General features: G+C 71.0%; 24 protein-coding genes. 23 read left to right on the forward strand and 1 reads right to left on the reverse strand.

What is annotated here, in order from left to right; genetic code table 11:
- Nucleotides 1–83 precede the first annotated feature (83 nt).
- The 18 genes from proS (at nt 84) to IF55_RS25380 (ending at nt 15115) form a co-directional block, all read left to right on the forward strand.
- The gene (gene proS, locus IF55_RS25295) at nt 84–1496 is read left to right on the forward strand and encodes a proline--tRNA ligase (protein WP_030884964.1); all 1413 of its coding nucleotides are present in this window, start codon (nt 84–86) and stop codon (nt 1494–1496) included.
- Between the two features lie 174 nt (nt 1497–1670).
- Nucleotides 1671–2261 carry a hypothetical protein gene (locus tag IF55_RS25300; RefSeq protein ID WP_030884967.1) on the forward strand — a complete coding sequence of 197 codons (591 nt, stop codon included), beginning with the start codon at nt 1671–1673 and terminating at the stop codon, nt 2259–2261.
- Between the two features lie 156 nt (nt 2262–2417).
- On the forward strand, nt 2418–2858 hold the full coding sequence (rpsP, locus tag IF55_RS25305; protein WP_030884970.1) for a 30S ribosomal protein S16: 441 nt from the start codon (nt 2418–2420) through the stop codon (nt 2856–2858).
- Nucleotides 2859–2860: 2 nt separating this feature from the next.
- The gene (locus tag IF55_RS25310) at nt 2861–3100 is read left to right on the forward strand and encodes an RNA-binding protein (protein ID WP_030884973.1); all 240 of its coding nucleotides are present in this window, start codon (nt 2861–2863) and stop codon (nt 3098–3100) included.
- 148 nt (nt 3101–3248) lie between these two features.
- Nucleotides 3249–3848 (forward strand): ribosome maturation factor RimM, encoded by a 600-nt coding sequence (gene rimM, locus IF55_RS25315; RefSeq protein WP_030884976.1) that lies wholly within the window; start codon nt 3249–3251, stop codon nt 3846–3848.
- A complete protein-coding gene (gene trmD / locus IF55_RS25320; protein WP_030884978.1) occupies nt 3848–4663 on the forward strand; it encodes a tRNA (guanosine(37)-N1)-methyltransferase TrmD in 816 nt (271 codons plus the stop codon). Before rimM ends, trmD begins: the two co-directional genes overlap by 1 nt.
- Before the next feature lie 152 nt (nt 4664–4815).
- Nucleotides 4816–5163, forward strand: a complete 348-nt coding sequence (rplS, locus tag IF55_RS25325) for a 50S ribosomal protein L19 (protein WP_030884981.1) — start codon at nt 4816–4818, stop codon at nt 5161–5163.
- Nucleotides 5164–5208: 45 nt separating this feature from the next.
- Nucleotides 5209–6003, forward strand: a complete 795-nt coding sequence (gene lepB / locus IF55_RS25330) for a signal peptidase I (protein ID WP_030884983.1) — start codon at nt 5209–5211, stop codon at nt 6001–6003.
- The gene (gene lepB, locus IF55_RS25335) at nt 5996–7012 is read left to right on the forward strand and encodes a signal peptidase I (RefSeq protein ID WP_030884985.1); all 1017 of its coding nucleotides are present in this window, start codon (nt 5996–5998) and stop codon (nt 7010–7012) included. Before lepB (IF55_RS25330) ends, lepB (IF55_RS25335) begins: the two co-directional genes overlap by 8 nt.
- Nucleotides 6954–7868: a signal peptidase I gene (lepB, locus tag IF55_RS25340; RefSeq protein ID WP_030884987.1), complete on the forward strand. Its 915-nt coding sequence runs from the start codon at nt 6954–6956 to the stop codon at nt 7866–7868. The genes lepB (IF55_RS25335) and lepB (IF55_RS25340) overlap by 59 nt, the downstream gene beginning before the upstream one ends.
- Nucleotides 7869–7953: 85 nt before the next feature.
- Entirely contained in the window at nt 7954–8715 is a 762-nt protein-coding gene (gene lepB / locus IF55_RS25345) for a signal peptidase I (protein ID WP_030884990.1), read from the forward strand.
- A 175-nt stretch (nt 8716–8890) separates the two neighbouring features.
- On the forward strand, nt 8891–9394 hold the full coding sequence (locus tag IF55_RS25350; RefSeq protein WP_030884992.1) for an NUDIX hydrolase: 504 nt from the start codon (nt 8891–8893) through the stop codon (nt 9392–9394).
- Nucleotides 9395–9433: 39 nt separating this feature from the next.
- Entirely contained in the window at nt 9434–9742 is a 309-nt protein-coding gene (locus IF55_RS25355; RefSeq protein WP_004944840.1) for a DUF2469 domain-containing protein, read from the forward strand.
- A 529-nt stretch (nt 9743–10271) separates the two neighbouring features.
- Nucleotides 10272–10628: a YraN family protein gene (locus IF55_RS25360; RefSeq protein WP_030884998.1), complete on the forward strand. Its 357-nt coding sequence runs from the start codon at nt 10272–10274 to the stop codon at nt 10626–10628.
- Complete coding sequence (locus tag IF55_RS25365) at nt 10628–12238, forward strand: YifB family Mg chelatase-like AAA ATPase (protein WP_030885001.1); 1611 nt, start codon at nt 10628–10630, stop codon at nt 12236–12238. The genes IF55_RS25360 and IF55_RS25365 overlap by 1 nt, the downstream gene beginning before the upstream one ends.
- Nucleotides 12235–13404: a DNA-processing protein DprA gene (dprA, locus tag IF55_RS25370; protein WP_048832423.1), complete on the forward strand. Its 1170-nt coding sequence runs from the start codon at nt 12235–12237 to the stop codon at nt 13402–13404. The genes IF55_RS25365 and dprA overlap by 4 nt, the downstream gene beginning before the upstream one ends.
- A gap of 242 nt (nt 13405–13646) precedes the next feature.
- A complete protein-coding gene (whiG, locus tag IF55_RS25375; RefSeq protein WP_048832424.1) occupies nt 13647–14483 on the forward strand; it encodes an RNA polymerase sigma factor WhiG in 837 nt (278 codons plus the stop codon).
- A gap of 92 nt (nt 14484–14575) precedes the next feature.
- Nucleotides 14576–15115, forward strand: coding sequence for a TetR/AcrR family transcriptional regulator (locus IF55_RS25380; RefSeq protein ID WP_037965718.1), 540 nt, complete (start codon nt 14576–14578; stop codon nt 15113–15115).
- Between the two features lie 993 nt (nt 15116–16108).
- Here the strand turns inward: IF55_RS25380 and IF55_RS37645 are convergent.
- Nucleotides 16109–17041: a M23 family metallopeptidase gene (locus IF55_RS37645; RefSeq protein WP_078645175.1), complete on the reverse strand. Its 933-nt coding sequence runs from the start codon at nt 17039–17041 to the stop codon at nt 16109–16111.
- A 314-nt stretch (nt 17042–17355) separates the two neighbouring features.
- Here IF55_RS37645 and rpsB point away from each other — a divergent pair, with 314 nt between their 5' ends.
- The 5 genes from rpsB (at nt 17356) to IF55_RS25405 (ending at nt 22035) form a co-directional block, all read left to right on the forward strand.
- Nucleotides 17356–18252 (forward strand): 30S ribosomal protein S2, encoded by an 897-nt coding sequence (rpsB, locus tag IF55_RS25385; protein ID WP_030885011.1) that lies wholly within the window; start codon nt 17356–17358, stop codon nt 18250–18252.
- A gap of 102 nt (nt 18253–18354) precedes the next feature.
- A complete protein-coding gene (tsf, locus tag IF55_RS25390) occupies nt 18355–19209 on the forward strand; it encodes a translation elongation factor Ts (protein ID WP_030885014.1) in 855 nt (284 codons plus the stop codon).
- 160 nt (nt 19210–19369) lie between these two features.
- Nucleotides 19370–20146 (forward strand): UMP kinase, encoded by a 777-nt coding sequence (pyrH, locus tag IF55_RS25395; RefSeq protein WP_030885018.1) that lies wholly within the window; start codon nt 19370–19372, stop codon nt 20144–20146.
- A 183-nt stretch (nt 20147–20329) separates the two neighbouring features.
- The gene (gene frr / locus IF55_RS25400) at nt 20330–20887 is read left to right on the forward strand and encodes a ribosome recycling factor (RefSeq protein ID WP_030885022.1); all 558 of its coding nucleotides are present in this window, start codon (nt 20330–20332) and stop codon (nt 20885–20887) included.
- Nucleotides 20887–22035, forward strand: coding sequence for a phosphatidate cytidylyltransferase (locus IF55_RS25405; protein WP_030885025.1), 1149 nt, complete (start codon nt 20887–20889; stop codon nt 22033–22035). Before frr ends, IF55_RS25405 begins: the two co-directional genes overlap by 1 nt.
- Nucleotides 22036–22051: the final 16 nt, after the last annotated feature.

Raw genomic sequence — 22051 nt, forward strand, 5'->3', positions numbered from 1 at the left:
CGCATCCGCCGACTCGTCCAGTGGGGGATGCCCCCCTGGGAGCGATTCACGCTCTGTCGCGGGTGCCCCGTACCATTCCCGCCATGGCAAAGGCTCCCGTTCTCACCCCTCAGGCGGATGACTTCCCCCGCTGGTACCAGGACCTGATCAACAAGGCCGAGCTGGCGGACAACGGACCGGTGCGCGGCACCATGGTCATCCGACCGTACGGGTACGGGATCTGGGAGCGCATGCAGCAGAGCATGGACGCGCGCATCAAGGACGCCGGCGCCCAGAACGCGTACTTCCCGCTGCTCATCCCGCAGTCCTACCTGACGAAGGAAGCCGAGCACGTCGAGGGCTTCGCGCCCGAGCTGGCCGTCGTCACGCACGGTGGCGGCAAGGAGCTGGAAGAGCCGGTCGTCATCCGGCCCACCTCGGAAACGATCATCAACGAGTACTTCTCGAAGTGGGTGCAGAGCTACCGCGACCTCCCCCTGCTGATCAACCAATGGGCCAACGTCGTGCGCTGGGAACTCCGTCCGCGCCTCTTCCTGCGGACGAGTGAATTCCTCTGGCAGGAGGGCCACACCGCGCACGCCACCTACGAGGACGCCCGGGACTTCGCGGCCCTCATCCACCGCCGGGTCTACGCGGACTTCATGGAGAACGTCCTCGCCATGGACGTCGTCCTCGGCCGCAAGACGCCCAAGGAGCGCTTCGCGGGCGCCATCAACACCCTGACCCTCGAAGGCATGATGGGCGACGGGAAGGCCCTCCAGATGGGGACGAGCCACGAGCTCGGCCAGAACTTCGCCAAGGCGTTCAACACCCAGTACCTCTCCAAGGACGGGCACCAGGAGCACGTCTGGCAGACCTCCTGGGGCTCCACCACCCGCATGGTCGGCGCCATGGTGATGATGCACGGCGACGACAACGGACTGCGGGTGCCGCCGCGCCTCGCCCCCGTCCAGGCCGTCGTCCTCGCGATCAAGGGCGACGAGGCCGTCGCCAAGGTCCGCGAGATCGGCGACCTGCTGGCTGCCGCGGGCATCCGCGTCCAGGTCGACGACCGCGTCGACACCCCCTTCGGGCGCCGCGCGGTCGACTGGGAGCTCAAGGGCGTGCCCGTACGCATCGAGGTCGGCCCGCGCGATCTGGAGAACGGCACCGCGATGCTCGCCCGCCGCGTTCCGGGCGGCAAGGAGCCCGTACGCCTGGAGGGGCTGGCCGATCTGCTCCCGAAGATCCTCGAAGAGGACCAGGAGACGCTGCTGCGCCAGTCGCGGGAGCGCCGGGAGTCCCGTACGGCCGAGGTGACGACCGTCGCGGAGGCGGCCGAGGTGGCGGCCGGCGGCGGCTGGGCGCGCATCCCGTGGGCCGATCTGGGCCCGGCGGGCGAGGCGGCCCTCGCCGAGCAGGCGGCGTCCGTGCGGTGCCTGGTGGCCGAGGACGGGTCGGTGCCGGACGCGGACGACGCCCCGGGTACTGTCGCCATCGTCGCGCGCGCCTACTGAGACTCCGGCCCTACCCGGGGTTACGTCCCGGCTTGGGAACGGGTGCGCGACTTCTCCGCACATGGGCGCGCCCGCCCTCGTCGGGACGCATGAGCGTGAACTGACTGGTACGTGCAAATTATTTGGGATGGCCCGGTATCGGAACACCGGGCCATCCCGGCTCGTTGTCACGACGTGAGCACGACACCGCCTGTTCTCGCCGCCGAACTGGCGCTCGCCTGGGCCGACATTCAACGGCACCACCCCGAGCTGCCGGACCTGGCCGCGCCCGAATCCCTGATCGGAGAGTCCTCGTCCGCCTGTGGCGCGGAGCTCTCCTTCGAACGGCTGCTGCATGAGGCAGTCCACGGCATCGCCGCCGCCCGCGGCGTCCGCGACACCTCACGCGCCGGCCGCTACCACAACCGCCGATTCCTGGCGATCGCCGAGGAGTTGGGCCTGGACCACTCCGAGGAGCCGCATCCCAGCAGCGGTTTCTCGCTGGTCGTGCTCAACCCCGAGGCCCGAAAGCGCTACCGCCCGACCATCGAGAGACTCCAGCGCGCGCTCAAGGCCCACACCGTCGCCACCACCGCCGACACCTCCCGTACGTTCCGGGGACCCGCCGCCCGGCACGGCTCGTCCGGCGGCGGGGTGCGAGTGAAGGCCGTGTGCGACTGCGGCCGGAATGTCCGTGTGGTGCCATCGGTGCTGGCGCAGGCGCCGATCATGTGCGGCGGCTGCGGACAGCCGTTCCGCATCCCCGAGGCACTGGCGGTCGGCTGATCGGCCGCCGTGTGGCAGAATGGACAGCTGTACTCGACAGTCGCACAGGATCCCTCTCTCCTCCGGCTGACGCGTCCATCGGGCAGATCGGGTACCGCAACCCCACGTGGCATCTCGTTGTGCCCAACCACGTCAAGACCAGGAGACACCACTTCCGTGGCAGTCAAGATCAAGTTGAAGCGTCTGGGCAAGATCCGTTCGCCTCACTACCGCATCGTCGTCGCCGACTCCCGCACCCGCCGTGACGGCCGGGCCATCGAGGAGATCGGCCTGTACCACCCGGTCCAGAACCCGTCGCGCATCGAGGTCGACTCGGAGCGGGCTCAGTACTGGCTCGGCGTCGGCGCGCAGCCGACCGAGCCCGTCATGGCCATCCTCAAGGTGACCGGCGACTGGCAGAAGTTCAAGGGCCTGCCCGCCCCGGCCCCGATGCTGGTCGCCGAGCCGAAGGCCGACAAGCGCGCCCTCTTCGAGGCCGCCGCCAAGAGCTCCGGCGACGAGCCGAAGGGTGAGGCGATCACCCCGAAGGCGAAGAAGTCGGAGAAGAAGGACGAGGCGGCCGAGGCCACCGCGTCCACCGAGTCGACCGAGGCCTGAGGATGCTCGAGGAAGCCCTCGAGCATTTGGTGAAGGGCATCGTCGACAACCCCGACGACGTACAGGTCGCCTCGCGCGTCCTGCGCCGCGGGCGCGTTCTGGAGGTCCGGGTGCACCCCGACGACCTCGGCAAGGTGATCGGCCGCAACGGCCGTACCGCGCGTGCCCTGCGCACCGTCGTAGGGGCGCTCGGTGGCCGCGGCATCCGCGTCGACCTCGTCGACGTGGACCAGGTCCACTGAGCAGCGATACAGCACCGGCATGGGCCGGGGGAGGCTTCGGCCGCCCCCGGCCTTTGTCGGCAGCGACCAAGAAACGAGCAACCGCGACGGCGCGCGGCCACGGCCGCCGGAGCGGTCGCGGCCCGGCCGCACGGAGGAGACAGGCACAGTGCAGCTCGTAGTCGGCAGGATCGGCCGCGCCCACGGCATCAAGGGCGAGGTCACGGTGGAGGTGCGTACGGACGAGCCGGAACTGCGGCTCGGCCCCGGCGCCGTACTGGCCACGGACCCGGCCGCCGCCGGTCCGCTGACCATCGAGGCCGGGCGGGTGCACAGCGGCCGGCTGCTGCTGCGCTTCGCGGGCGTCACCGACCGTACGGGCGCCGAGGCCCTGCGCAACACGCTCCTGATCGCGGAGGTCGACCCCGAGGAGGTCCCGGAGGACCCCGAGGAGTTCTACGACCACCAGCTCATGGACCTCGACGTCGTCACCGTCGACGGCACCGAGGTCGGCCGTATCACCGAGATCTCCCACCTGCCCTCCCAGGACCTCTTCATCGTCGAGCGGCCCGACGGCAGCGAGGTGATGATCCCCTTCGTCGCCGAGATCGTCCCGGAGATCGACCTGGAGGCGCAGCGGGCCGTCATCGACCCGCCTCCCGGACTGATCGACGACAGCCGCGCCGAGATCGCGAGCGCCCGGGAGGCCGGACAGGGCCCCCGGGACGCCGATCAGGACGACTCGGACGCCAAGCAGGGCGACGCCTGATGCGCCTCGACGTCATCACGATCTTCCCGGAGTACCTGGAGCCGCTGAACGTCTCGCTGGTCGGCAAGGCGCGCGCCCGGGGGCAGCTCGACGTACGGGTGCACGATCTGCGCGACTGGACGCACGACCGGCACAACACCGTCGACGACAGCCCGTACGGCGGCGGCCCCGGCATGGTCATGAAGCCCGAGCCCTGGGGCGAGGCCCTGGACGCCGTCATCGAGTCGGGCGCCGACGACGCGCGGCCCACCCTGGTCGTCCCGACCCCCAGCGGGGTGCCCTTCACCCAGCAGCTCGCGGTGGAGCTCTCCGAGCGGCCCTGGCTGGTCTTCACCCCGGCCCGCTACGAAGGCATCGACCGCCGCGTCATGGCCGAGTACGGCGAGCGGTTCGACGTGCGCGAGGTCTCCATCGGCGACTACGTGCTCGCGGGCGGCGAGGCCCCGGTCCTCGTGATGGTCGAGGCCATCGCCAGACTGCTGCCGGGCGTCCTGGGCAACGCCGAATCGCACCGCGACGACTCCTTCGCCCCCGGGGCGATGGCCGACCTCCTGGAAGGGCCCGTCTACACCAAGCCGCCCGAATGGCGCGGCCACGGCATCCCCGACGTCCTGATCAGCGGCCACCACGGCAAGATCGCCCGCTGGCGGCGCGACGAGGCATTCCGCCGTACGACCGCCAACCGGCCCGACCTGATCGAGCGCGCCGACCCCGCGTCGTTCGACAAGAAGGACCGCGAAATCCTCGCGGCACTGGGCTGGGCGGAGCTCCCCGACGGCCGATTTGGGCGGCCGGGCCAGGCCGTGGAACAATAGGCCGCTGCTGTACGTCCGGCGTGCGCCCCTGCCACAGGGGGAACGACGTCCGCCCGACACAGCGCCGCCACTCCCCGGGAGCGGCACCCCTCAACTTCTCATCACGAATTTCCGCTGATGACCTGTGGCATCGGCGAAGAAAGCAGACGGTCATGAACCTTCTCGACAACGTCGATGCCGCATCGCTGCGCAGCGACATCCCGGCGTTCCGCCCCGGCGACACCGTCAACGTCCACGTGCGCGTCATCGAGGGCAGCCGCTCCCGTGTGCAGCAGTTCAAGGGCGTAGTCATCCGCCGCCAGGGCGCCGGCGTGCGCGAGACCTTCACGGTCCGCAAGGTCTCCTTCTCCGTCGGCGTGGAGCGCACCTTCCCCGTGCACACCCCGATCGTCGAGAAGATCGAGCTGGTCACCCGCGGTGACGTGCGCCGCGCGAAGCTGTACTACCTCCGTGAGCTCCGCGGCAAGGCCGCGAAGATCAAGGAGAAGCGCGACAAGTAGTCTGCCGTCCGGTGGCCGGGTCGGGCCGGATAGGCTCTCGGCTCGATGGACACCGACGCACAGCTCACGGAGCGCGACCGCTCTCCCGAACCCCACGAGGGACGGGAGCAGGGGTCGCGCTCCACGCGTTTTCCCGGCCTCTCGCCACGGGGGGCCTGGCGGTGGCTCACGGGCGGCGGGACGCTGCGCAGGACGGGCGTGCTGCTGGCCACCTGCATCGTCCTGATACTGGTCGTCAGCGGCTTCGTGGTACAGCCCTATCTGATCCCCAGCGGCTCCATGGAGAACACCCTCCACGTGGGGGACCGGGTACTGGTCAACAAACTCGCGTACCGCTTCGGGGACGAGCCGCGCCGGGGGGACGTCGTGGTCTTCGACGGCACGGACTCCTTCCTCCAGAACGCGCCATCCGAGAACGCGGTCGTGGGCCTGGTGCGCAGAGTGGGCTCGGCGGTCGGGCTGATGGAGCCGGCCGACACCGTCTACATCAAGCGGGTCGTGGGCGTCGGCGGGGATCATGTCACCTGCTGCGACAAGCGGGGGAGGCTGATGGTGAACGGCCGGCCGATCACCGAGAAGTACCTGTATCCGGGGGACGCGCCGTCGACGGTGTCGTTCGATGTCGTGGTGCCCGACGGGAAGCTGTGGGTCATGGGCGACCACCGGGGCGCCTCCCGGGACTCGCGTGACCACCTGGGGGAGCCCGGAGGCGGCACTGTGCCCGTCGACCGGGTGATCGGGCGCGCGGACTGGATCGGCTGGCCCTTGGGCCGGATGACGTCGCTGAAGCGGCCGGGCGGCTTCGCGGACGTACCGGAGCCCGGTGGCGCGCATGGGTAGCCGGGGACGGCAGCGCGAGCACGAGCGGGACGACGGCGAGATACCTCAGGCGTCGCCGGGCACTGGGGGCCGGGCCGAGCGGCGGAAGACGGCGAAGCGCGCCAAGCGGAAGCGGCGCCGGTCCGCGGTCAAGGAGGTGCCGATCCTGATCGGGGTGGCACTGCTGATCGCCGTGGTGCTGAAGACCTTCCTCGTGCAGGCCTTCGTGATTCCGACGGGTTCGATGGAGCAGACCATCCGAATCGGTGACCGGGTGCTGGTGGACAAGTTGACGCCCTGGTTCGGGTCCACGCCGCACCGCGGTGATGTGGTGGTCTTCAAGGACCCGGGCGGCTGGCTCCGCGACGAGCCGAAGCCGAAGCCCGACCCGGTGGGGATCAAGCAGGTCAAGGAGGGGCTGGCGGCGATTGGGCTGCTGCCGTCCGCGGACGAGCAGGATCTGATCAAGCGAGTCATCGGCGTCGGCGGCGATACGGTCAAGTGCTGCGACAAGAACGGCAAAATCACCGTCAACGGAACGCCGCTCGACGAGCCGTATCTGCACCCCGGCAACCCGCCCTCGAAGATCGAGTTCTCCGTCACCGTGCCCCCCGGCCGGTACTTCATGATGGGCGACCACCGCTCCGACTCAGGCGACTCCCGCTACCACTTGCAGGACGCTCACCAGGGCACTGTCGCCGAGGAGAAGGTCGTGGGGCGGGCCGTCGTCATCGCGTGGCCGTTCTCGCACTGGAGCCGGCTCTCGGAATCGGACACCTTCGCATCGGTGCGAGACGCGCGGTCCGAGGCGACACGGGCACGGGGTTCGCCGAATAGTCTGTCCCCCACGGATCGGCAAGGAATGATCCAACTCCCGACCCCTGCGGAACTCCCGCTCGTTATGGGAGTTGTGGGCCTGCGTCGGTCGTGGGTCTGGCGGCAGCGCGGAGTGAGGAGTGGATGTGGGGGATTTGGCGGTCGGCGCACGATCCGGTCACGAAGAGCCCGAAAAGCGGCCCGATGGGACTGAGGGGGCTCCGGAGACCGGTGTGCCGCAAGCGGCCGGGCCCCCGGAGCAGCCACCGGAGGACCCCTCGCAACGGGGGAGCCGCGGCGTGAAGCAGAAGAAACAGCGTTCCTTCTGGAAGGAACTGCCGATCCTGATCGGCATCGCCCTGGTGCTCGCGCTGCTGATCAAGACCTTCCTGGTGCAGGCCTTCTCGATCCCGTCGGCCTCGATGCAGAACACTCTGCTGGAGGGCGACCGAGTGCTGGTGGACAAGCTGACGCCATGGTTCGGCTCGGAGCCCGAGCGCGGCGAGGTGGTCGTCTTCCACGACCCCGGGCACTGGCTCGACGACGAACCCACCCCGAAGACCAACGCGATCCAGGACGCGCTCAGCTTCATCGGACTGATGCCCTCGTCCCAGGAGAAGGACCTGATCAAGCGGGTCATCGCGGTCGGCGGGGACACCGTCGAATGCCAGAACACCGGGCCCGTGAAGGTCAACGGCAAGGCACTCGACGAGCCGTACATCTTCCCCGGCAACACTCCGTGCGGAGACAAGCCGTTCGGCCCGATCAAGATCCCCAAGGGGAAGATCTGGGTCATGGGCGACCACCGCCAGAACTCGCTGGACTCGCGCTACCACCAGGACCTGCCCGGCGGCGGCACCGTTCCGGTCAGCAAGGTCGTCGGTCGCGCCATCGTCGTGGCCTGGCCGATCAACCGCTGGAGCACGCTCCCCGTCCCCGGCACCTTCGACCAGCCGGGGCTGAGCGCGGCGGGCGCCGTCGCGCCGCCGGTCGCGGGGCTCGCGGGCGCGGTGCCGCTGGTGCTGTGGCGCAGGCGCCGGCTGATCAGCAAGGCCTCGCAGGTGGGCTGACCCTGGTCCGTACCGCCGGGTAGTGTGCGATTCCGTGCCTGTTGGCACATGGGGTCCGACTTCGACGCGGGGCGGGAGCACAGGGATGAGCGGAGCTGTACGTACGGGCGACGGCCACGGCCGCGCGGGCAGGGTGCTGTCCGGGCTGGCCGTGGCCGTCGGCTGTGTGCTCTTCCTGGGCGGATTCGCCTGGGGCGCCGTGCTCTACCAGCCCTACACCGTGCCGACCGACTCGATGGCCCCCACCATTGGGCGCGGCGACCGGGTGCTCGCGGAGCGAATAGACGGCGCGGCGGTGCGCCGCGGCGACGTGGTCGTCTTCGAGGACAAGGTGTGGGGCAAGGTTCCGATGGTCAAGCGGGTCGTGGCCGTCGGCGGCGACAAGGTCGCCTGCTGTGACCGCGGCGGCCACCTGACCGTCAACGGGGAACCCGTCGAGGAGCCATACCTGGCGGACAAGGGACCGGCCTCGCCGACCGCCTTCACCTCCACGGTCCCCACCGGGCAGCTCTTCCTGCTGGGCGACCACCGCATGAGTTCGCTCGACTCGCGCGTGCACTTGAGCGACAGTGACCATGGGTCCGTGCCGCGTGGCGCGGTGAAGGCGCGGGTCGACGCCACGGCCTGGCCGATGAAGAGCTTCGGCATGATGCCGCGGCCGGCGGCCTTCGAGGCGCTGCCGGGCGGGACCTCGCAGCCGGGGCCGCTGCGGCTGGTGGTGATATCGGTGGTCGCGGGCGCGGTGCTGATCCTGGGCGGTGCGGCGTACGGGCCGATCGCGCGCCGCATGGGGCGGCGGGGCCGGGGCGGGACCGCCGCTGTGGAAGGAGGTGGGGCTCGTGTCTGAGGAACGGGCGACCGACGGGGCCGAGGAAGTGACGGCCGAGGGGGCCGAGGGGGCTGTGGTTGAGGGGCACGTGGTCGAGGGGCCCGGGGCCGGGGAGCCTGTGGTCGAGGCGTGCGCGGCTGGGGAGCCCGTGGCCTGGGGGTCCGCGGCCGGGGAGGCCGTGGCCGAGGGCTGCGTGGCCCGGGAGCCCGGGGTCGAGGGGCGGCGGAAGGCGGCGCGCGTGGTGCTGCTCGACGGGCGGGACCGTGTCCTCCTGATGCACGGCTTCGATCCGGAGGACCCGTCGCTGACCTGGTGGTTCACGCCGGGCGGCGGGCTGGAGGGGGACGAGGCGTGGGAGCGGGCGGCGCGCCGGGAGCTGGCCGAGGAGACAGGGATCACAGATATCGAGCTGGGGCCGGTGCTCTGGCAGCGGCACTGCTCGTTCTTCTTCGACGGGCGGGTCTGGGACCAGGAGGAGTGGTACTACCTGGCACGGACCGATCAGGAGGCGGCCTGGACCGGCGGGGCGACGGATCTGGAGCGGCGCAGCGTGACCGGGTTGCGGTGGTGGACCTGCGAGGAACTTCTCATGACGCGTGAGACTGTGTATCCGACCAAACTCGCCGAGTTGGTGCACGCCCTGCTCGACGAGGGGCCCCCGAGTACGCCGGTGCTCCTGGAGACGGAGCGCGCCTGACGCACAATGGGGGGACGCACGGCTGAAGGGGAACACGCCATGAGCGCCGAGGACCTCGAAAAGTACGAGACCGAGATGGAGCTGAAGCTCTACCGGGAGTACCGCGATGTCGTCGGCTTGTTCAAATACGTGATCGAGACCGAGCGGCGTTTCTATCTCACCAACGATTACGAGATGCAGGTCCACTCGGTTCAGGGTGAGGTGTTCTTCGAGGTCTCGATGGCCGATGCCTGGGTCTGGGACATGTACCGGCCGGCCCGCTTCGTCAAGCAGGTGCGGGTATTGACGTTCAAGGACGTGAATATCGAGGAGCTCAACAAGAGCGACCTCGACCTTCCGAGTGGCTGAGTTGTCCACAACCCGTCGGTAACCGCCGGAGTTATCCACCAAGATCCAATAGATCTGGCCGGGGGCGTCACAGTCGGTGTCGGAGGTGGTGCCGATGCTGCTGCACCCCGGGGAGCGACCGACCGCAGCCCCACTACTGGCAGGCCAGGCCCGACAGGCGCGAGAGCCGGAGTTTGCGCCGTCGCGGCGAGCGCGAGGGGCACGGCCGGAACGGCAGTCCTGCCGACCACAGCAACCCCGATTGCCGCTGGAGCCACTACAGGCATCGCAGGCAACGTCCGCGTTGCAGGTGGTGGAGGCATCGCCGCCGTCACATCCGCCACGCCCGTCACTTTCGCCGTCGTCCTTGCAGGCTGGGCGGGCGCAGCAGGCGGGGGAGGCGCGACGGGCGCGGCGAGTGCGCCGACGAGACGGTGGCGAGACGCGCGATGCCGCGTCACGGAGTGCGGCGTCGCGCAGTGGAGCATCTCCAGCGGGCGCGCACGCCGGGGTGAACGGGGAGGCGAGCGCCGGGCGTGATCCGGCGCAGGTGCGGCGTCGCGCGCTGGGGCGGTACGGGGAGGATCTGGCGGCGCGGCAGCTCACCGAGGCCGGGGTGGCCGTCCTGGAGCGGAACTGGCGATGTCGTGACGGGGAGATCGACATCGTCGCGCTCGACGGCGACGCACTCGTGGTCTGCGAGGTCAAGACCCGGCGAGCGGGGCCGTACGAACACCCCATGGCCGCTGTCACGCCGGCCAAAGCCGCGCGGCTGCGGCGGCTGGCGGAGTGCTGGCTCGACCGGAACGGCGGGCCGCCGCCCGGCGGCGTGCGCATCGACTTGATCGGCGTGCTGCTGCCGCACCGGGGCGCTCCGGTCGTCGAACACGCCAAGGGGGTGGCGTGATGGGTTTCGCCCGTACGTGCTCCGTGGCGCTCGTCGGCGTCGAAGGTGTCGTCGTGGAGGTCCAGGCCGATCTCGAACCCGGCCTCGCGGCCTTCGCGCTGGTCGGGCTCCCCGACAAGAGCCTCGTCGAAAGCCGCGACAGGGTCCGGGCCGCGGTCGTCAATTCCGGCGCCGAGTGGCCGCAGAAGAAGCTGACGGTCGGACTCAGCCCGGCATCCGTGCCCAAGGGGGGCAGTGGTTTCGATTTGGCGGTCGCCTGCGCGGTGCTCGGGGCCGCGGAGCGGATCGACCCGAGGCAGATCGCGGATCTGATGATGATCGGCGAACTCGGCCTGGACGGCCGGGTCCGTCCGGTCCGCGGCATCCTGCCCGCGGTACTGGCGGCGGCCGACGCCGGATACGAGCAGGTCGTCGTCCCAGAGCGCACCGTCGCCGAGGCATCACTGGTGCCGGGCGTCTCCGTGCTCGGCGTACGGACGCTGCGCCAGCTCATCGCGGTGCTCGGCGACGAGCCCGTGCCCGACGAGGAGGAATCGCCGATGGACGGGCGACCAGACCCGATGCTGGCCGGGCTGGCGGTGCCCGGGGCCGGCCTCGGCGCCGGGGCACTCGCCGCCGAGCGGCCCCCCGACCTCGCGGACGTGGCCGGACAGGTCAAGGCCCGTGCGGCGCTGGAGGTGGCGGCGGCCGGGCGGCACCACCTCTTCTTCAAGGGGCCGCCGGGCGCGGGCAAGACCATGCTGGCGGAGCGGCTGGCCGGGCTGCTGCCGCCGCTGACGCCGCAGGAGTCACTGGAAGTCACCGCCGTGCACTCCGTGGCCGGAGCGTTGCCTGCCGGCCAGCCCTTGATCGAACGCGCCCCGTATTACGCGCCCCACCACTCGGCATCCATGCCCTCCCTCGTCGGCGGTGGCAGTGGGCTCCCGCGGCCCGGGGCGGTCTCCCTGGCCCACAACGGGGTGCTTTTTCTGGACGAGGCGCCTGAGTTCAGCGGGCGGGTCCTCGACGCTCTGCGGCAGCCCCTGGAGTCGGGGCATGTGATCGTCGCGCGGTCCGGCGGAGTGATGAGACTTCCTGCCAAGTTTCTGCTGGCCTTGGCGGCGAACCCCTGTCCGTGTGGGCGGCACGGACTCTCCGGGGCGGGCTGCGAGTGCTCGCCCCAGATGGTCAAGCGCTATCGCGCCCGGCTGTCGGGGCCGCTGCTGGACCGCGTCGACGTCACGGTCACGGTCGAACCGGTCACCCGATCGGAACTGGTCGGCGCCGACGCGGCGACGGAGACCACGGCGGAGGTCGCGGCGCGGGTACGGGAGGCCCGCGACCGAGCCGCCGCACGGTACGCCGATACCCCCTGGCGCACCAACAGCGAGGTCCCCGGGCATGAACTGCGGACCCGGTGGCAGGCCGCGCCGGGCGCGTTGAGCGACGCGGAACGGGACATGGAGCGCGGGCTTCTGACCGCGCGGGGCCTGGACCGGGTGCTGCGCGTCGCCTGGACGGTCGCCGACCTCGCCGGACACGACCGGCCGCTGGAAGAGGACGTCGGCCACGCGCTGGAGCTGCGTACGGGCATCGCCCGCGGCACCGTCATGGCGGGGAGCCTGCCATGAGCGTCCCGGGCAAGGAGCGGCTCGCGCGGGCGGCGCTCACCCGGCTCACCGAGCCCGGCGACGAGGCCGTGGGGCGGTGGCTGCGGAAGCTGGGGGCGGCGCGGCTGGTCGAGGCGTTGACCGGGCGCGCGCAGCCGCCGCCCGGAGCGGGGCCCGACCGCATCGAGGGGTGCCGGCGGCGGGCGGCGGCGTGCGACCCCGCCGGGGATCTCGCGGCGGTCGCCCGGCTCGGCGGGCGCTTTCTGTGCCCGGGCGACCTGGAGTGGCCGCGGCAACTCGACGACCTCGGGGATGCCGTGCCGATCGGCCTCTGGGTGCGAGGCGACGCCGACCTGCGCCTGTGGGCGCTGCGCTCCGTCGCCGTCGTCGGCGCCCGGGCGTGTACGGACTACGGCTCGCGCATGGCGGCCCTCCTCGGCGCGGGGCTGGCCGAGCGGGGCTGGGTGGTGGTCTCGGGCGCGGCGTTCGGCGTCGACGGGGCGGCACACAGGGGGGCGCTCGCCGCGGGCGGAGCGACGGTCGCCGTGCTGGCCTCAGGGGTGGACGTGCCGTATCCGCGCGGCCACGCCGAGTTGATCCAGCGGATAGCGGAACAGGGGCTCGTCGTGGCCGAGTTGCCGCCGGGCGGGCACCCCACGCGCAGCCGCTTCGTCCTGCGCAATCGCGTCATCGCGGCCCTCACCAGGGGGACGGTCGTGGTGGAGGCCGAGTACCGCAGCGGTTCCCTGGTCACCGCGCGGCAGGCGCAGCGGCTCGGACGGTCGACGATGGGCGTGCCGGGGCCCGTGACCTCGGGGCTGTCCGCCGGGGTCCATGAACTCCTGCGAGGGGAGGCGGTGCTGGTGAGCGACGCCGACGAAGTGATCGAGCTGGTCGGGTCCATAGGAGACCTGGCGCCGGCCAGAGAGGGGCCGGTGGTGGCCAGGGACCTGCTGGAGGCCACGGCGGCGCGGGTGCTCGACGCGCTGCCCGGGAGCGGCGCGTCGACCTGGGACCGCCTGGCACGGGAGACCGGTCTGAGCCGGGACCAGGTGCTCGGCAGGCTCTATGAGCTGCGGGCTCTCGGCTTTGTCGAACGCACCGGCGAACGCTGGCAGTTGATCGGCGGGACAGGGGGCGCGGAGGGCGCCGGGCAACGCGCGGGCGCGCGGCGGGGCGGTCCTTGACCTGGGGCGCTTCGATGGAAGGCTAGGGACGATGACCGCAACAGCGCGCGATGCGTCCCCGTCGCGGTCGCCGTTCGACCCGGCGGCCGTCATCCCGGAGTGCGGGCAGCGGAACGTATCTGCGCACCACCGAACCCTCCCTCTTCGCGCACTGCGACGCTCCAGTCACGCTACGCTCACAAGAATTCCGGTTCCCATGGAGCACTCCACCCACGTCACGGCAGAACGGCTCAAGGCGAAGAATGCCCCAGCACACCTCGGGTTCTGACCGCGCGGCAGCGCCGCCCGCCGCCCGCGGCACAGTGCGCCCTCCCGCGCCCTCGACGCTCGACGAGTTGTGGCGCTCCTACAAGGCGACGGGCGACGGGCGGCTGCGCGAGCAGCTCATCCTGCACTACTCGCCCCTGGTCAAATACGTGGCGGGGCGGGTGAGCGTGGGGCTGCCGCCCAATGTCGAGCAGGCCGACTTCGTCTCCTCCGGGGTCTTCGGGCTCATCGACGCCATCGAGAAGTTCGAGCCCGAGCGGGCCATCAAGTTCGAGACGTACGCCATCACCCGGATCCGGGGGGCGATGATCGACGAGCTGCGGGCGCTGGACTGGATCCCCCGGTCGGTCCGGCAGAAGGCGCGGGCGGTCGAGCGCGCGTACGCCACACTGGAGGCGGCCCTGCACCGCACGCCCTCGGAGGCGGAGGTGGCGAGGGAGATGGACATCGGGCTGGAGGAACTGCACGGGGTCTTCAGCCAGTTGTCGCTCGCCAACGTGGTGGCTCTGGAGGAACTGCTGCACGTCGGCGGCGACGGCGGCGACCGGCTCAGCCTGATGGACACGCTGGAGGACACCGCCGCCGACAACCCGGTCGAGATCGCCGAGGACAGGGAGTTGCGGCGGCTCCTGGCGCGCGCCATCAACACGCTCCCGGACCGGGAGAAGACCGTGGTCACCCTCTACTACTACGAAGGGCTCACGCTCGCCGAGATCGGCAATGTCCTCGGGGTCACGGAGAGCCGGGTCAGTCAGATCCACACCAAGTCCGTGCTCCAGTTGCGGGCCAAACTGGCCGATGTCGGACGCTGAATCGTCCCACCAGCGTCGTCGTTCGCGCGGAGCATCCGTAGAGTGGAAGGGTGCCAAGGATTCGAGCGGCTTCAGTGGCCGAGCACCGGACGATGCAGCGCGGCGCCCTATTGGACGCCGCCCGCACCCTGCTGTCCGAAGGCGGCACGGAGGCGCTGACCTTCCCCGCCCTCGCCGAGCGGACCGGGCTCGCGCGGTCCTCCGTGTATGAGTACTTCCGCTCCCGGGCGGCCGTCGTCGAAGAGCTGTGCGCCGTCGACTTCCCCGTCTGGGCGGCGGAGGTCGAGTCCGCCATGGAGCGGGTCGACACGCCGGAGGCGAAGATCGAGGCGTACGTGCGGCAGCAGCTCGCGCTCGTCGGCGACCGCCGGCACCGGGCCGTCGTCGCCATCTCGGCGGGCGAGCTGGACGCCGGAGCGCGCGAGAAGATCCGCGCCGCGCACGGCGGCTTGATCGCGATGGTCGTGGAGGCGCTTGGCGGTCTCGGACACGAGCAGCCACGGCTGGCGGCCATGCTGCTTCAGGGCGTGGTCGACGCCGCCGTGCGCCGCATCGAGCTCGGCGCGGCCGAGGAGCCGGACCGCATCACGGAAGCGGCCGTGGCCATGGCCCTGCGGGGCGTCCGCGGCTGACCAACGGCCCTCGCGGGCCGGCCATCACCCCCTTGCGGTGCCCGCCCGCGTGGTTCGTCCGCTGCACGGCCTCAGCGGAGGCCAGCGCCACTCGCCTTCGTGGGCGCCCGCAGCTCGGCTTGACGGGCTCGTACCAGCGCCCCTCCTCGGGGTTCGTCCGCTGCTCGGCCCGGCGGGTTGTCCACCGCTCGCCTTCGTGGGACGCCCCGCCACTCCCTTTGATGGGCTCGCCCGAGCCCCCTCTTCGCGGTTTCGGCCGCCGTTTGGCCTGGCGGGTTGCCTGCCACCCGCCTTTGCGGGGCTTCTCGCTGCTCGGCCTGGCGGGTTGCCTGCCACCCCGCTTTCGCGGGAGGGCTGCTACTCGGTCTGGTCGGCTGACCCCATGCTTGCCTGGCGGTCCGGCCGCTGCTCGGCTTCGTGGCTTGCCCGCCGCTCGCCTGCGCGAGGACCCGGCACCCGGCCTGACGAACTGGCGGCCCCCGGTCCGTCTGCGCGGGCCAGCCGCTACTCGACCTCGTGGGTTGCCCACCGCTTGCCTCCGGGAGTGCCCGTTGCTTGGCTTGGTCGACTGGCCCGCCTCCGGCGTGGGTCGACTGCTCGTCTGTGAGGGTGCCCGCTGCTGGGCTTGGTCGGCTGGCCCCCCTTCCCGCGTGGTTCGGCCGCTTGTCTTTGAGGGCGCCCGCTGTTGCGGCCTGGCGGGCTTGTCTCAGACTCGCCTGTGCTGTCTGCCTGCCGCTCGGCCTTGGCGGGTTGTCCCTCGCCCCGCTCCGAGCCCGCCTGTCGCTCAGCCTTATGGGGTGCCCGCCGATTGCCTCCGCGGGGCGAGGACCTTTGCCTTTGTGGGCGGGTGGCTGTCCCTCCGCGCAGCCCGTCGGCCCCCCGCACTCGTACGCCGGTCGTCTCATCCGTCGGCCGAGTCGGGCCGGAGCCGCCGTGTCCGTACTCGGTTGGTTGTGTCGGCTGTCCCGTGGGCTCGCCCGCCATTCGTGCCGCTCATCCCCGCGTGGCTGCTGATGGTGCTTCCTGGGGTCTGACGTGGCGGGCGCTCGGCGTGCGCTGGGGGCGTTGGGTGGGGCGCAGTATGCGGTAGGCGCATGCTGCGGCTGTGATCAAGGCGGCAGCCGTGATCGCGTGGGTTGGGGCGGTGTGGTCCGTCCAGCCGGCGGGTTGTAGCCGTTCTGAGGTGTGTGCGGGGAGGGGTGCGGGTGGCGGGGCCGGGGCGCCCAGGGGGATGCCGAAGACTGGTAGGAGCCGGGAGTGGCCGCTGCCCAGCATGTCCGGCGGGAGCAGGGAGAGTGGGTCTAGGTAACGGTGGCCGCGTAGCAGGCCCCAGTGCAGGCAGGCCGTAGCCCCGCAGTGGGAGGGGGCGGGCAGGAGGGCGCCCACCGGCTGCCCCGCGGTCACCCGGTCGCCCGCGTGCACCGTCGCGCGCACCGGCTCGTACGTGGTGCGCAAGGGCGGGCTGCCGGTCCCGGACAGCTCGATCGACAGCACCCCGCGGCCCGCGACCTTCCCCGCGAAGGACACCTTTCCGGCCCCGGCCGCCCGTACTGCCTGACCGGAGCGGGCGGCGAGGTCCACGCCGCGGTGGCCCGCCGCCCACGGCGTTGGGGGCGGTTCCCACGCCCGTACGACCAGGGGGCGCGGCGCACCCCCATTCCCGGTCACAGGCCAGGCGCGAGCGGGCGCGTCTGCCTGGCTCGCTCCCGGCGCAGGCCCGTCGGCCTCGGCCCGCCCGTCGGCCTCGGTCCGGCCGCCGGCGTGCGCGCCCGGACGAGGTGGGTGCGGGGTGGGCGCGGCGCCTGCTTCAGCGATTGCCCCGACCTGAGCGGGTACGGGGACCGCCGCATGGCTGAGGGCCGGGGCGTAGAGGGTCAGGAGGACGCAGAGCAGGGCCGTGGTCGCGGTCGTCGTGGGTCGGCGCATGGGAGAACCGTGGCGGAGAAGGCGCGGCGCTCGGGGATCATGGAGCGAATCTGTGGACTACTGGTGGGTTGTGGACAACGGCGTCACCCGTCGGTGCGGCGGTCCCGTACACTTCTTGTGGCGATCCGGGTCACCGGATCGACTTCGCACGCCCCGCCACCGGCGATTCAGGCCCTCTCGGGCAGCCCGGTGGCCGTGTCCCTCGGTCCGCGGAACGGCTCCTCGCAAAGGCGCCGCCCACGGCGGGCGCGACGGGGCGTCAGGCGCGACGGCCGCCCGGCCGGCGCGGGAACCGAGCACATAGGAGTACGGCCATGGCCGTCGTCACGATGCGGGAGCTGCTGGAGAGCGGCGTCCACTTCGGTCACCAGACCCGCCGTTGGAACCCGAAGATGAAGCGCTTCATCTTCACCGAGCGCAACGGCATCTACATCATCGACCTGCTCCAGTCGCTGTCGTACATCGACCGCGCCTACGAGTTCGTCAAGGAGACCGTCGCGCACGGCGGCTCCATCATGTTCGTCGGCACCAAGAAGCAGGCGCAGGAGGCGATCGCCGAGCAGGCGACCCGCGTCGGCATGCCCTACGTCAACCAGCGCTGGCTGGGCGGCATGCTCACCAACTTCTCCACCGTCTACAAGCGCCTCCAGCGTCTCAAGGAGCTTGAGCTCATCGACTTCGAGGATGTGGCCGCCTCCGGCCTCACCAAGAAGGAGCTCCTGGTCCTCTCCCGCGAGAAGGCCAAGCTGGAGAAGACCCTCGGCGGCATCCGCGAGATGCAGAAGGTGCCCAGCGCCGTCTGGATCGTGGACACCAAGAAGGAGCACATCGCCGTCGGCGAGGCGCGCAAGCTCCGGATCCCGGTCGTCGCGATCCTGGACACCAACTGCGACCCCGACGAGGTCGACTACAAGATCCCCGGCAACGATGACGCGATCCGCTCCGTCACCCTGCTCACCCGCGTGATCGCCGACGCCGTCGCCGAGGGCCTCATCGCCCGCTCCGGCGCCGCCTCCGGTGACGCCAAGGGCGAGAAGGCCGTCGGTGAGCCGCTGGCCGAGTGGGAGCGCGACCTGCTCGAAACCAAGAAGACCGAGGAAGAGGCCCCCGCCGCCGAGGCCGAGAAGCCGGCCGAGGCCGCCGCTGACGCCCCGGCCGCCGCCGAGGCCCCGGCCGCCGAGGCTCCGGCCGCGGACGCCGAGCAGGCCTGACCTCACACGTCACGGCTGATGACGGAGGGGGACGGTGCCGCGCGCACCGTCCCCGCCGTTCACCCGTAGTCACATCGACTTTCGAGAAGAGATTCACAGACCATGGCGAACACCACCGCCGCTGACGTCAAGAAGCTCCGCGAGCTCACCGGCGCCGGCATGATGGACTGCAAGAAGGCGCTGGACGAGGCCGAGGGCAGCGTCGACAAGGCCGTCGAGATCCTCCGCGTCAAGGGCCAGAAGGGCGTCGCCAAGCGCGAGAGCCGCAGCGCCGAGAACGGTGCCGTCGTCTCCCTGATCGCCGACGACAAGTCCTCCGGCGTGCTGCTGGAGCTGAAGTGCGAGACGGACTTCGTCGCCAAGGGCGACAAGTTCGTCGCCGTCGCCGATGCCCTCGCCGAGCACGTCGCCAAGACCTCCCCGGCCGACATCGAGGCGCTGCGCGCGTCCGAGATCGAGCCCGGCAAGACCGTGCAGGCCTTCGTGGACGAGGCCAACGCCACCCTCGGCGAGAAGATCGTCCTCGACCGCTTCGCGCAGTACTCCGGCGGTTACGTGGCCGCGTACATGCACCGCACCAGCCCGGACCTGCCCCCGCAGGTCGGCGTCCTGGTCGAGCTGGACAAGGGCACCGCCTCCGACGAGGCCGCCGCCGAGGCCGCCAAGGACGTGGCCCAGCACATCGCCGCGTTCGCGCCGAAGTTCCTCACCCGTGACGACATCCCGGCCGAGACGGTCGAGAACGAGCGTCGCGTCGCCGAGGCCACCGCCCGCGAGGAGGGCAAGCCCGAGGCCGCCCTGGAGCGCATCGTCGAGGGTCGCGTCACCGGCTTCTTCAAGGAGAGCGTGCTGCTGGACCAGCCGTTCGCCAAGGACAACAAGAAGACCGTCCAGAAGGTCCTGGACGAGGCCGGCGTCACGCTCAAGCACTTCGCCCGCTTCCGCGTCGGCGTCTGAGCCTGACGAAGTCAGCGAATGACCCACGACCCGCTAGGGTCGTACGCAGCCGACCGTCCACCGGCCGGCCGCAGATGTGACGAGGAGGCCATTGCCGCAGAGGGAACCGAAAGGGACCACCGGCAATGGCCTTCTTCGTATGTGCACGAGGAGATCTCCAATGAATCAGGGCGCGGACGCCACCCAGGCTGCCGACGACAAGGGCGCCGGCGGCAAACACCGCCGGTTCATGCTGAAGCTGTCCGGTGAGGCCTTCGCGGGCGGCGGGGGACTGGGCGTCGACCCGGACGTCGTGCACAAGATCGCCAGAGAGATCGTCGCGGTCGTCCGGGACGGCGCGGAGATCGCCGTCGTCATCGGCGGCGGCAACTTCTTCCGCGGCGCCGAACTCCAGCAGCGCGGCATGGACCGGGCCCGGTCCGACTACATGGGCATGCTCGGCACGGTCATGAACTGCCTGGCCCTCCAGGACTTCCTGGAGAAGGAGGGCATCGACTCCCGCGTCCAGACCGCCATCACCATGGGCCAGGTCGCGGAGCCCTACATTCCGCTGCGGGCGGTGCGCCACCTGGAGAAGGGCCGCGTCGTCATCTTCGGCGCCGGCATGGGGATGCCCTACTTCTCCACCGACACCACCGCCGCCCAGCGCGCGCTGGAGATCGACGCCGAGTGCCTGCTGATGGGCAAGAACGGCGTGGACGGGGTCTACGACTCCGACCCCAAGAAGAACCCGGACGCGGTGAAGTTCGACGCGCTGGAGTACAGCGAGGTCATCTCCCGCGGACTCAAGGTCGCCGACGCCACGGCCATCACCCTGTGCATGGACAACCAGCTCCCGATCCTCGTCTTCGAGCTGCTCGCCGAGGGGAACATCGCGCGCGCCGTGAAGGGTGAGAAGATCGGCACGCTCGTGAGCGACCGGGGTACCCGGGCCTGACGGCTCGTACGGCCGTACGAGCGGCACGCGCCCTCCATCCGGGACCGTGCGGCCACGACGGCAACCCCCGCCGCGCGAGATGCGCGGCACGGGGATGGACAACGGCCTGCCGGTCGGACACCGTGCAGGAGAAGACGCGCGCAGGGGCGAGGCTCTGCTTACTGATAACACCAGGAGCAAGTGGTGATCGAAGAGATCCTCCTCGAGGCCGAGGAGAAGATGGAGAAGGCCGTCGTGGTCGCCAAGGAGGACTTCGCGGCGATCCGTACGGGGCGTGCGCACCCGGCGATGTTCAACAAGATCGTGGCGGACTACTACGGTGCGCTGACCCCGATCAACCAACTGGCGTCGTTCTCGGTGCCGGAGCCGCGGATGGCCGTGGTGACCCCGTTCGACAAGAGCGCGCTGCGCAACATCGAGCAGGCGATCCGCGACTCGGATCTGGGCGTCAACCCGAGCAACGACGGAACGATCATCCGGGTGACGTTCCCGGAGCTGACCGAGGACCGGCGCCGCCAGTACATCAAGGTCGCCAAGGGCAAGGCCGAGGACTCGAAGGTCTCGATCCGCTCGGTGCGCCGCAAGGCCAAGGAATCCCTCGACAAGCTCGTCAAGGACAAGGAGTCCGGCGAGGACGAGGTGCGCCGCGCGGAGAAGGAGCTCGACGACACCACCGCGAAGTACGTCGCGCAGGTGGACGAGTTGCTCAAGCACAAGGAAGCCGAGCTGCTCGAGGTCTGATGAACGACTCTTCCTGGGGGGCCCCGCCGAGCGCCGGATACCGGGGGCCCACCGACCGGGGGCCGGCCCGTGCGGCGGGTCCCGTGCACGACATGGGTGACGCGGCGCAGACTCGGCCCATGCCCATCGTGCCCGACGCAGGCGGAGAGCAGGACGACCGTGAGAAGGGGGCCGCCTACCTCGGCGGCCCCCTGTTCCGCGATGAACAGTTCCCTGAGGAAGGGGCCCGTGACGAACAGTTCCGTGCTGAGCGGCCCCACGGGGAACAGGAGCCCACTCCGGTGCCCGAGCCCGTCCCCATGGCGCCGGAGCCCGCCGCCGCGCCCGTGAAGAAGAGCGCGGGCCGCGACCTGCGGGCCGCCATAGGGGTGGGCCTGGGCCTGGGCGCGATCATCGTCGCCTCCCTGTTCATCTACAAGCCCGTCTTCCTCGGCGTGATAGTGGTCGCCGTCGTCGTCGGCCTGTGGGAGCTGACCTCCCGCCTGGCGGAGAAGAAGGCGGTCAAGGCCCCGCTGGTGCCGCTCGCGGTGGGCGGCGCCGCCATGGTCGTCGCGGGCTACCTGGACGGCCCGGAGGGCGCGTGGGTGGCCATGGCCTTCACCGCGCTCGCCGTGCTCGTGTGGCGGATGACGGACCCGCCCGAGGACTATCTGCGGGATGTCACGGCGGGCATCTTCGCGGCGTTCTACGTGCCCTTCCTCGCCACGTTCGTGGCGCTGATGCTCGCCGCGGAGGACGGCCCGTGGCGGGTGCTCACCTTCCTCGTGCTGACGGTCGTCAGCGACACCGGCGCGTACGCGGTGGGCTGGAAGTTCGGCAAGAAGAAGCTCGCCCCGCGGATCAGCCCCGGCAAGACCCGCGAGGGGCTGGTCGGCGCGGTCGCCTTCGCGATGGTGGCGGGCGCGCTGTGCATGCAGTACCTGATCGACGACGGGACCTGGTGGCACGGGCTGCTGCTCGGCTGCGCGGTCGCGGCCAGCGCCACCCTCGGCGACCTCGGCGAGTCCATGATCAAGCGGGATCTCGGGATCAAGGACATGGGCACGCTGCTGCCCGGCCACGGCGGGATCATGGACCGGCTGGACTCCCTGCTGCCCACCGCTCCGGTGGTGTGGCTGCTGATGGTGATCTTCGTCGGCAGCGGCTGACCTGCGTCTTTCCCGG

The organism is Streptomyces varsoviensis (genome assembly GCF_000718635.1).
Taxonomy (GTDB): domain Bacteria; phylum Actinomycetota; class Actinomycetes; order Streptomycetales; family Streptomycetaceae; genus Streptomyces; species Streptomyces varsoviensis.

Coding starts and splice junctions, on each gene's coding strand:
- IF55_RS25380 (WP_037965718.1), top strand. CDS start 14,576: ATGCAGCGCGGCGCCCTATTGGACGCCGCCCGCACCCTGCTGTCCGAA.
- rplS (WP_030884981.1), top strand. CDS start 4,816: ATGAACCTTCTCGACAACGTCGATGCCGCATCGCTGCGCAGCGACATC.
- IF55_RS25355 (WP_004944840.1), top strand. CDS start 9,434: ATGAGCGCCGAGGACCTCGAAAAGTACGAGACCGAGATGGAGCTGAAG.
- IF55_RS37645 (WP_078645175.1), bottom strand. CDS start 17,041: ATGCGCCGACCCACGACGACCGCGACCACGGCCCTGCTCTGCGTCCTC.
- rpsB (WP_030885011.1), top strand. CDS start 17,356: ATGGCCGTCGTCACGATGCGGGAGCTGCTGGAGAGCGGCGTCCACTTC.
- IF55_RS25405 (WP_030885025.1), top strand. CDS start 20,887: ATGAACGACTCTTCCTGGGGGGCCCCGCCGAGCGCCGGATACCGGGGG.
- pyrH (WP_030885018.1), top strand. CDS start 19,370: ATGAATCAGGGCGCGGACGCCACCCAGGCTGCCGACGACAAGGGCGCC.
- lepB (WP_030884985.1), top strand. CDS start 5,996: ATGGGTAGCCGGGGACGGCAGCGCGAGCACGAGCGGGACGACGGCGAG.
- proS (WP_030884964.1), top strand. CDS start 84: ATGGCAAAGGCTCCCGTTCTCACCCCTCAGGCGGATGACTTCCCCCGC.
- IF55_RS25365 (WP_030885001.1), top strand. CDS start 10,628: ATGGGTTTCGCCCGTACGTGCTCCGTGGCGCTCGTCGGCGTCGAAGGT.
- whiG (WP_048832424.1), top strand. CDS start 13,647: ATGCCCCAGCACACCTCGGGTTCTGACCGCGCGGCAGCGCCGCCCGCC.
- tsf (WP_030885014.1), top strand. CDS start 18,355: ATGGCGAACACCACCGCCGCTGACGTCAAGAAGCTCCGCGAGCTCACC.
- lepB (WP_030884990.1), top strand. CDS start 7,954: ATGAGCGGAGCTGTACGTACGGGCGACGGCCACGGCCGCGCGGGCAGG.
- trmD (WP_030884978.1), top strand. CDS start 3,848: ATGCGCCTCGACGTCATCACGATCTTCCCGGAGTACCTGGAGCCGCTG.
- IF55_RS25310 (WP_030884973.1), top strand. CDS start 2,861: ATGCTCGAGGAAGCCCTCGAGCATTTGGTGAAGGGCATCGTCGACAAC.
- dprA (WP_048832423.1), top strand. CDS start 12,235: ATGAGCGTCCCGGGCAAGGAGCGGCTCGCGCGGGCGGCGCTCACCCGG.
- lepB (WP_030884983.1), top strand. CDS start 5,209: ATGGACACCGACGCACAGCTCACGGAGCGCGACCGCTCTCCCGAACCC.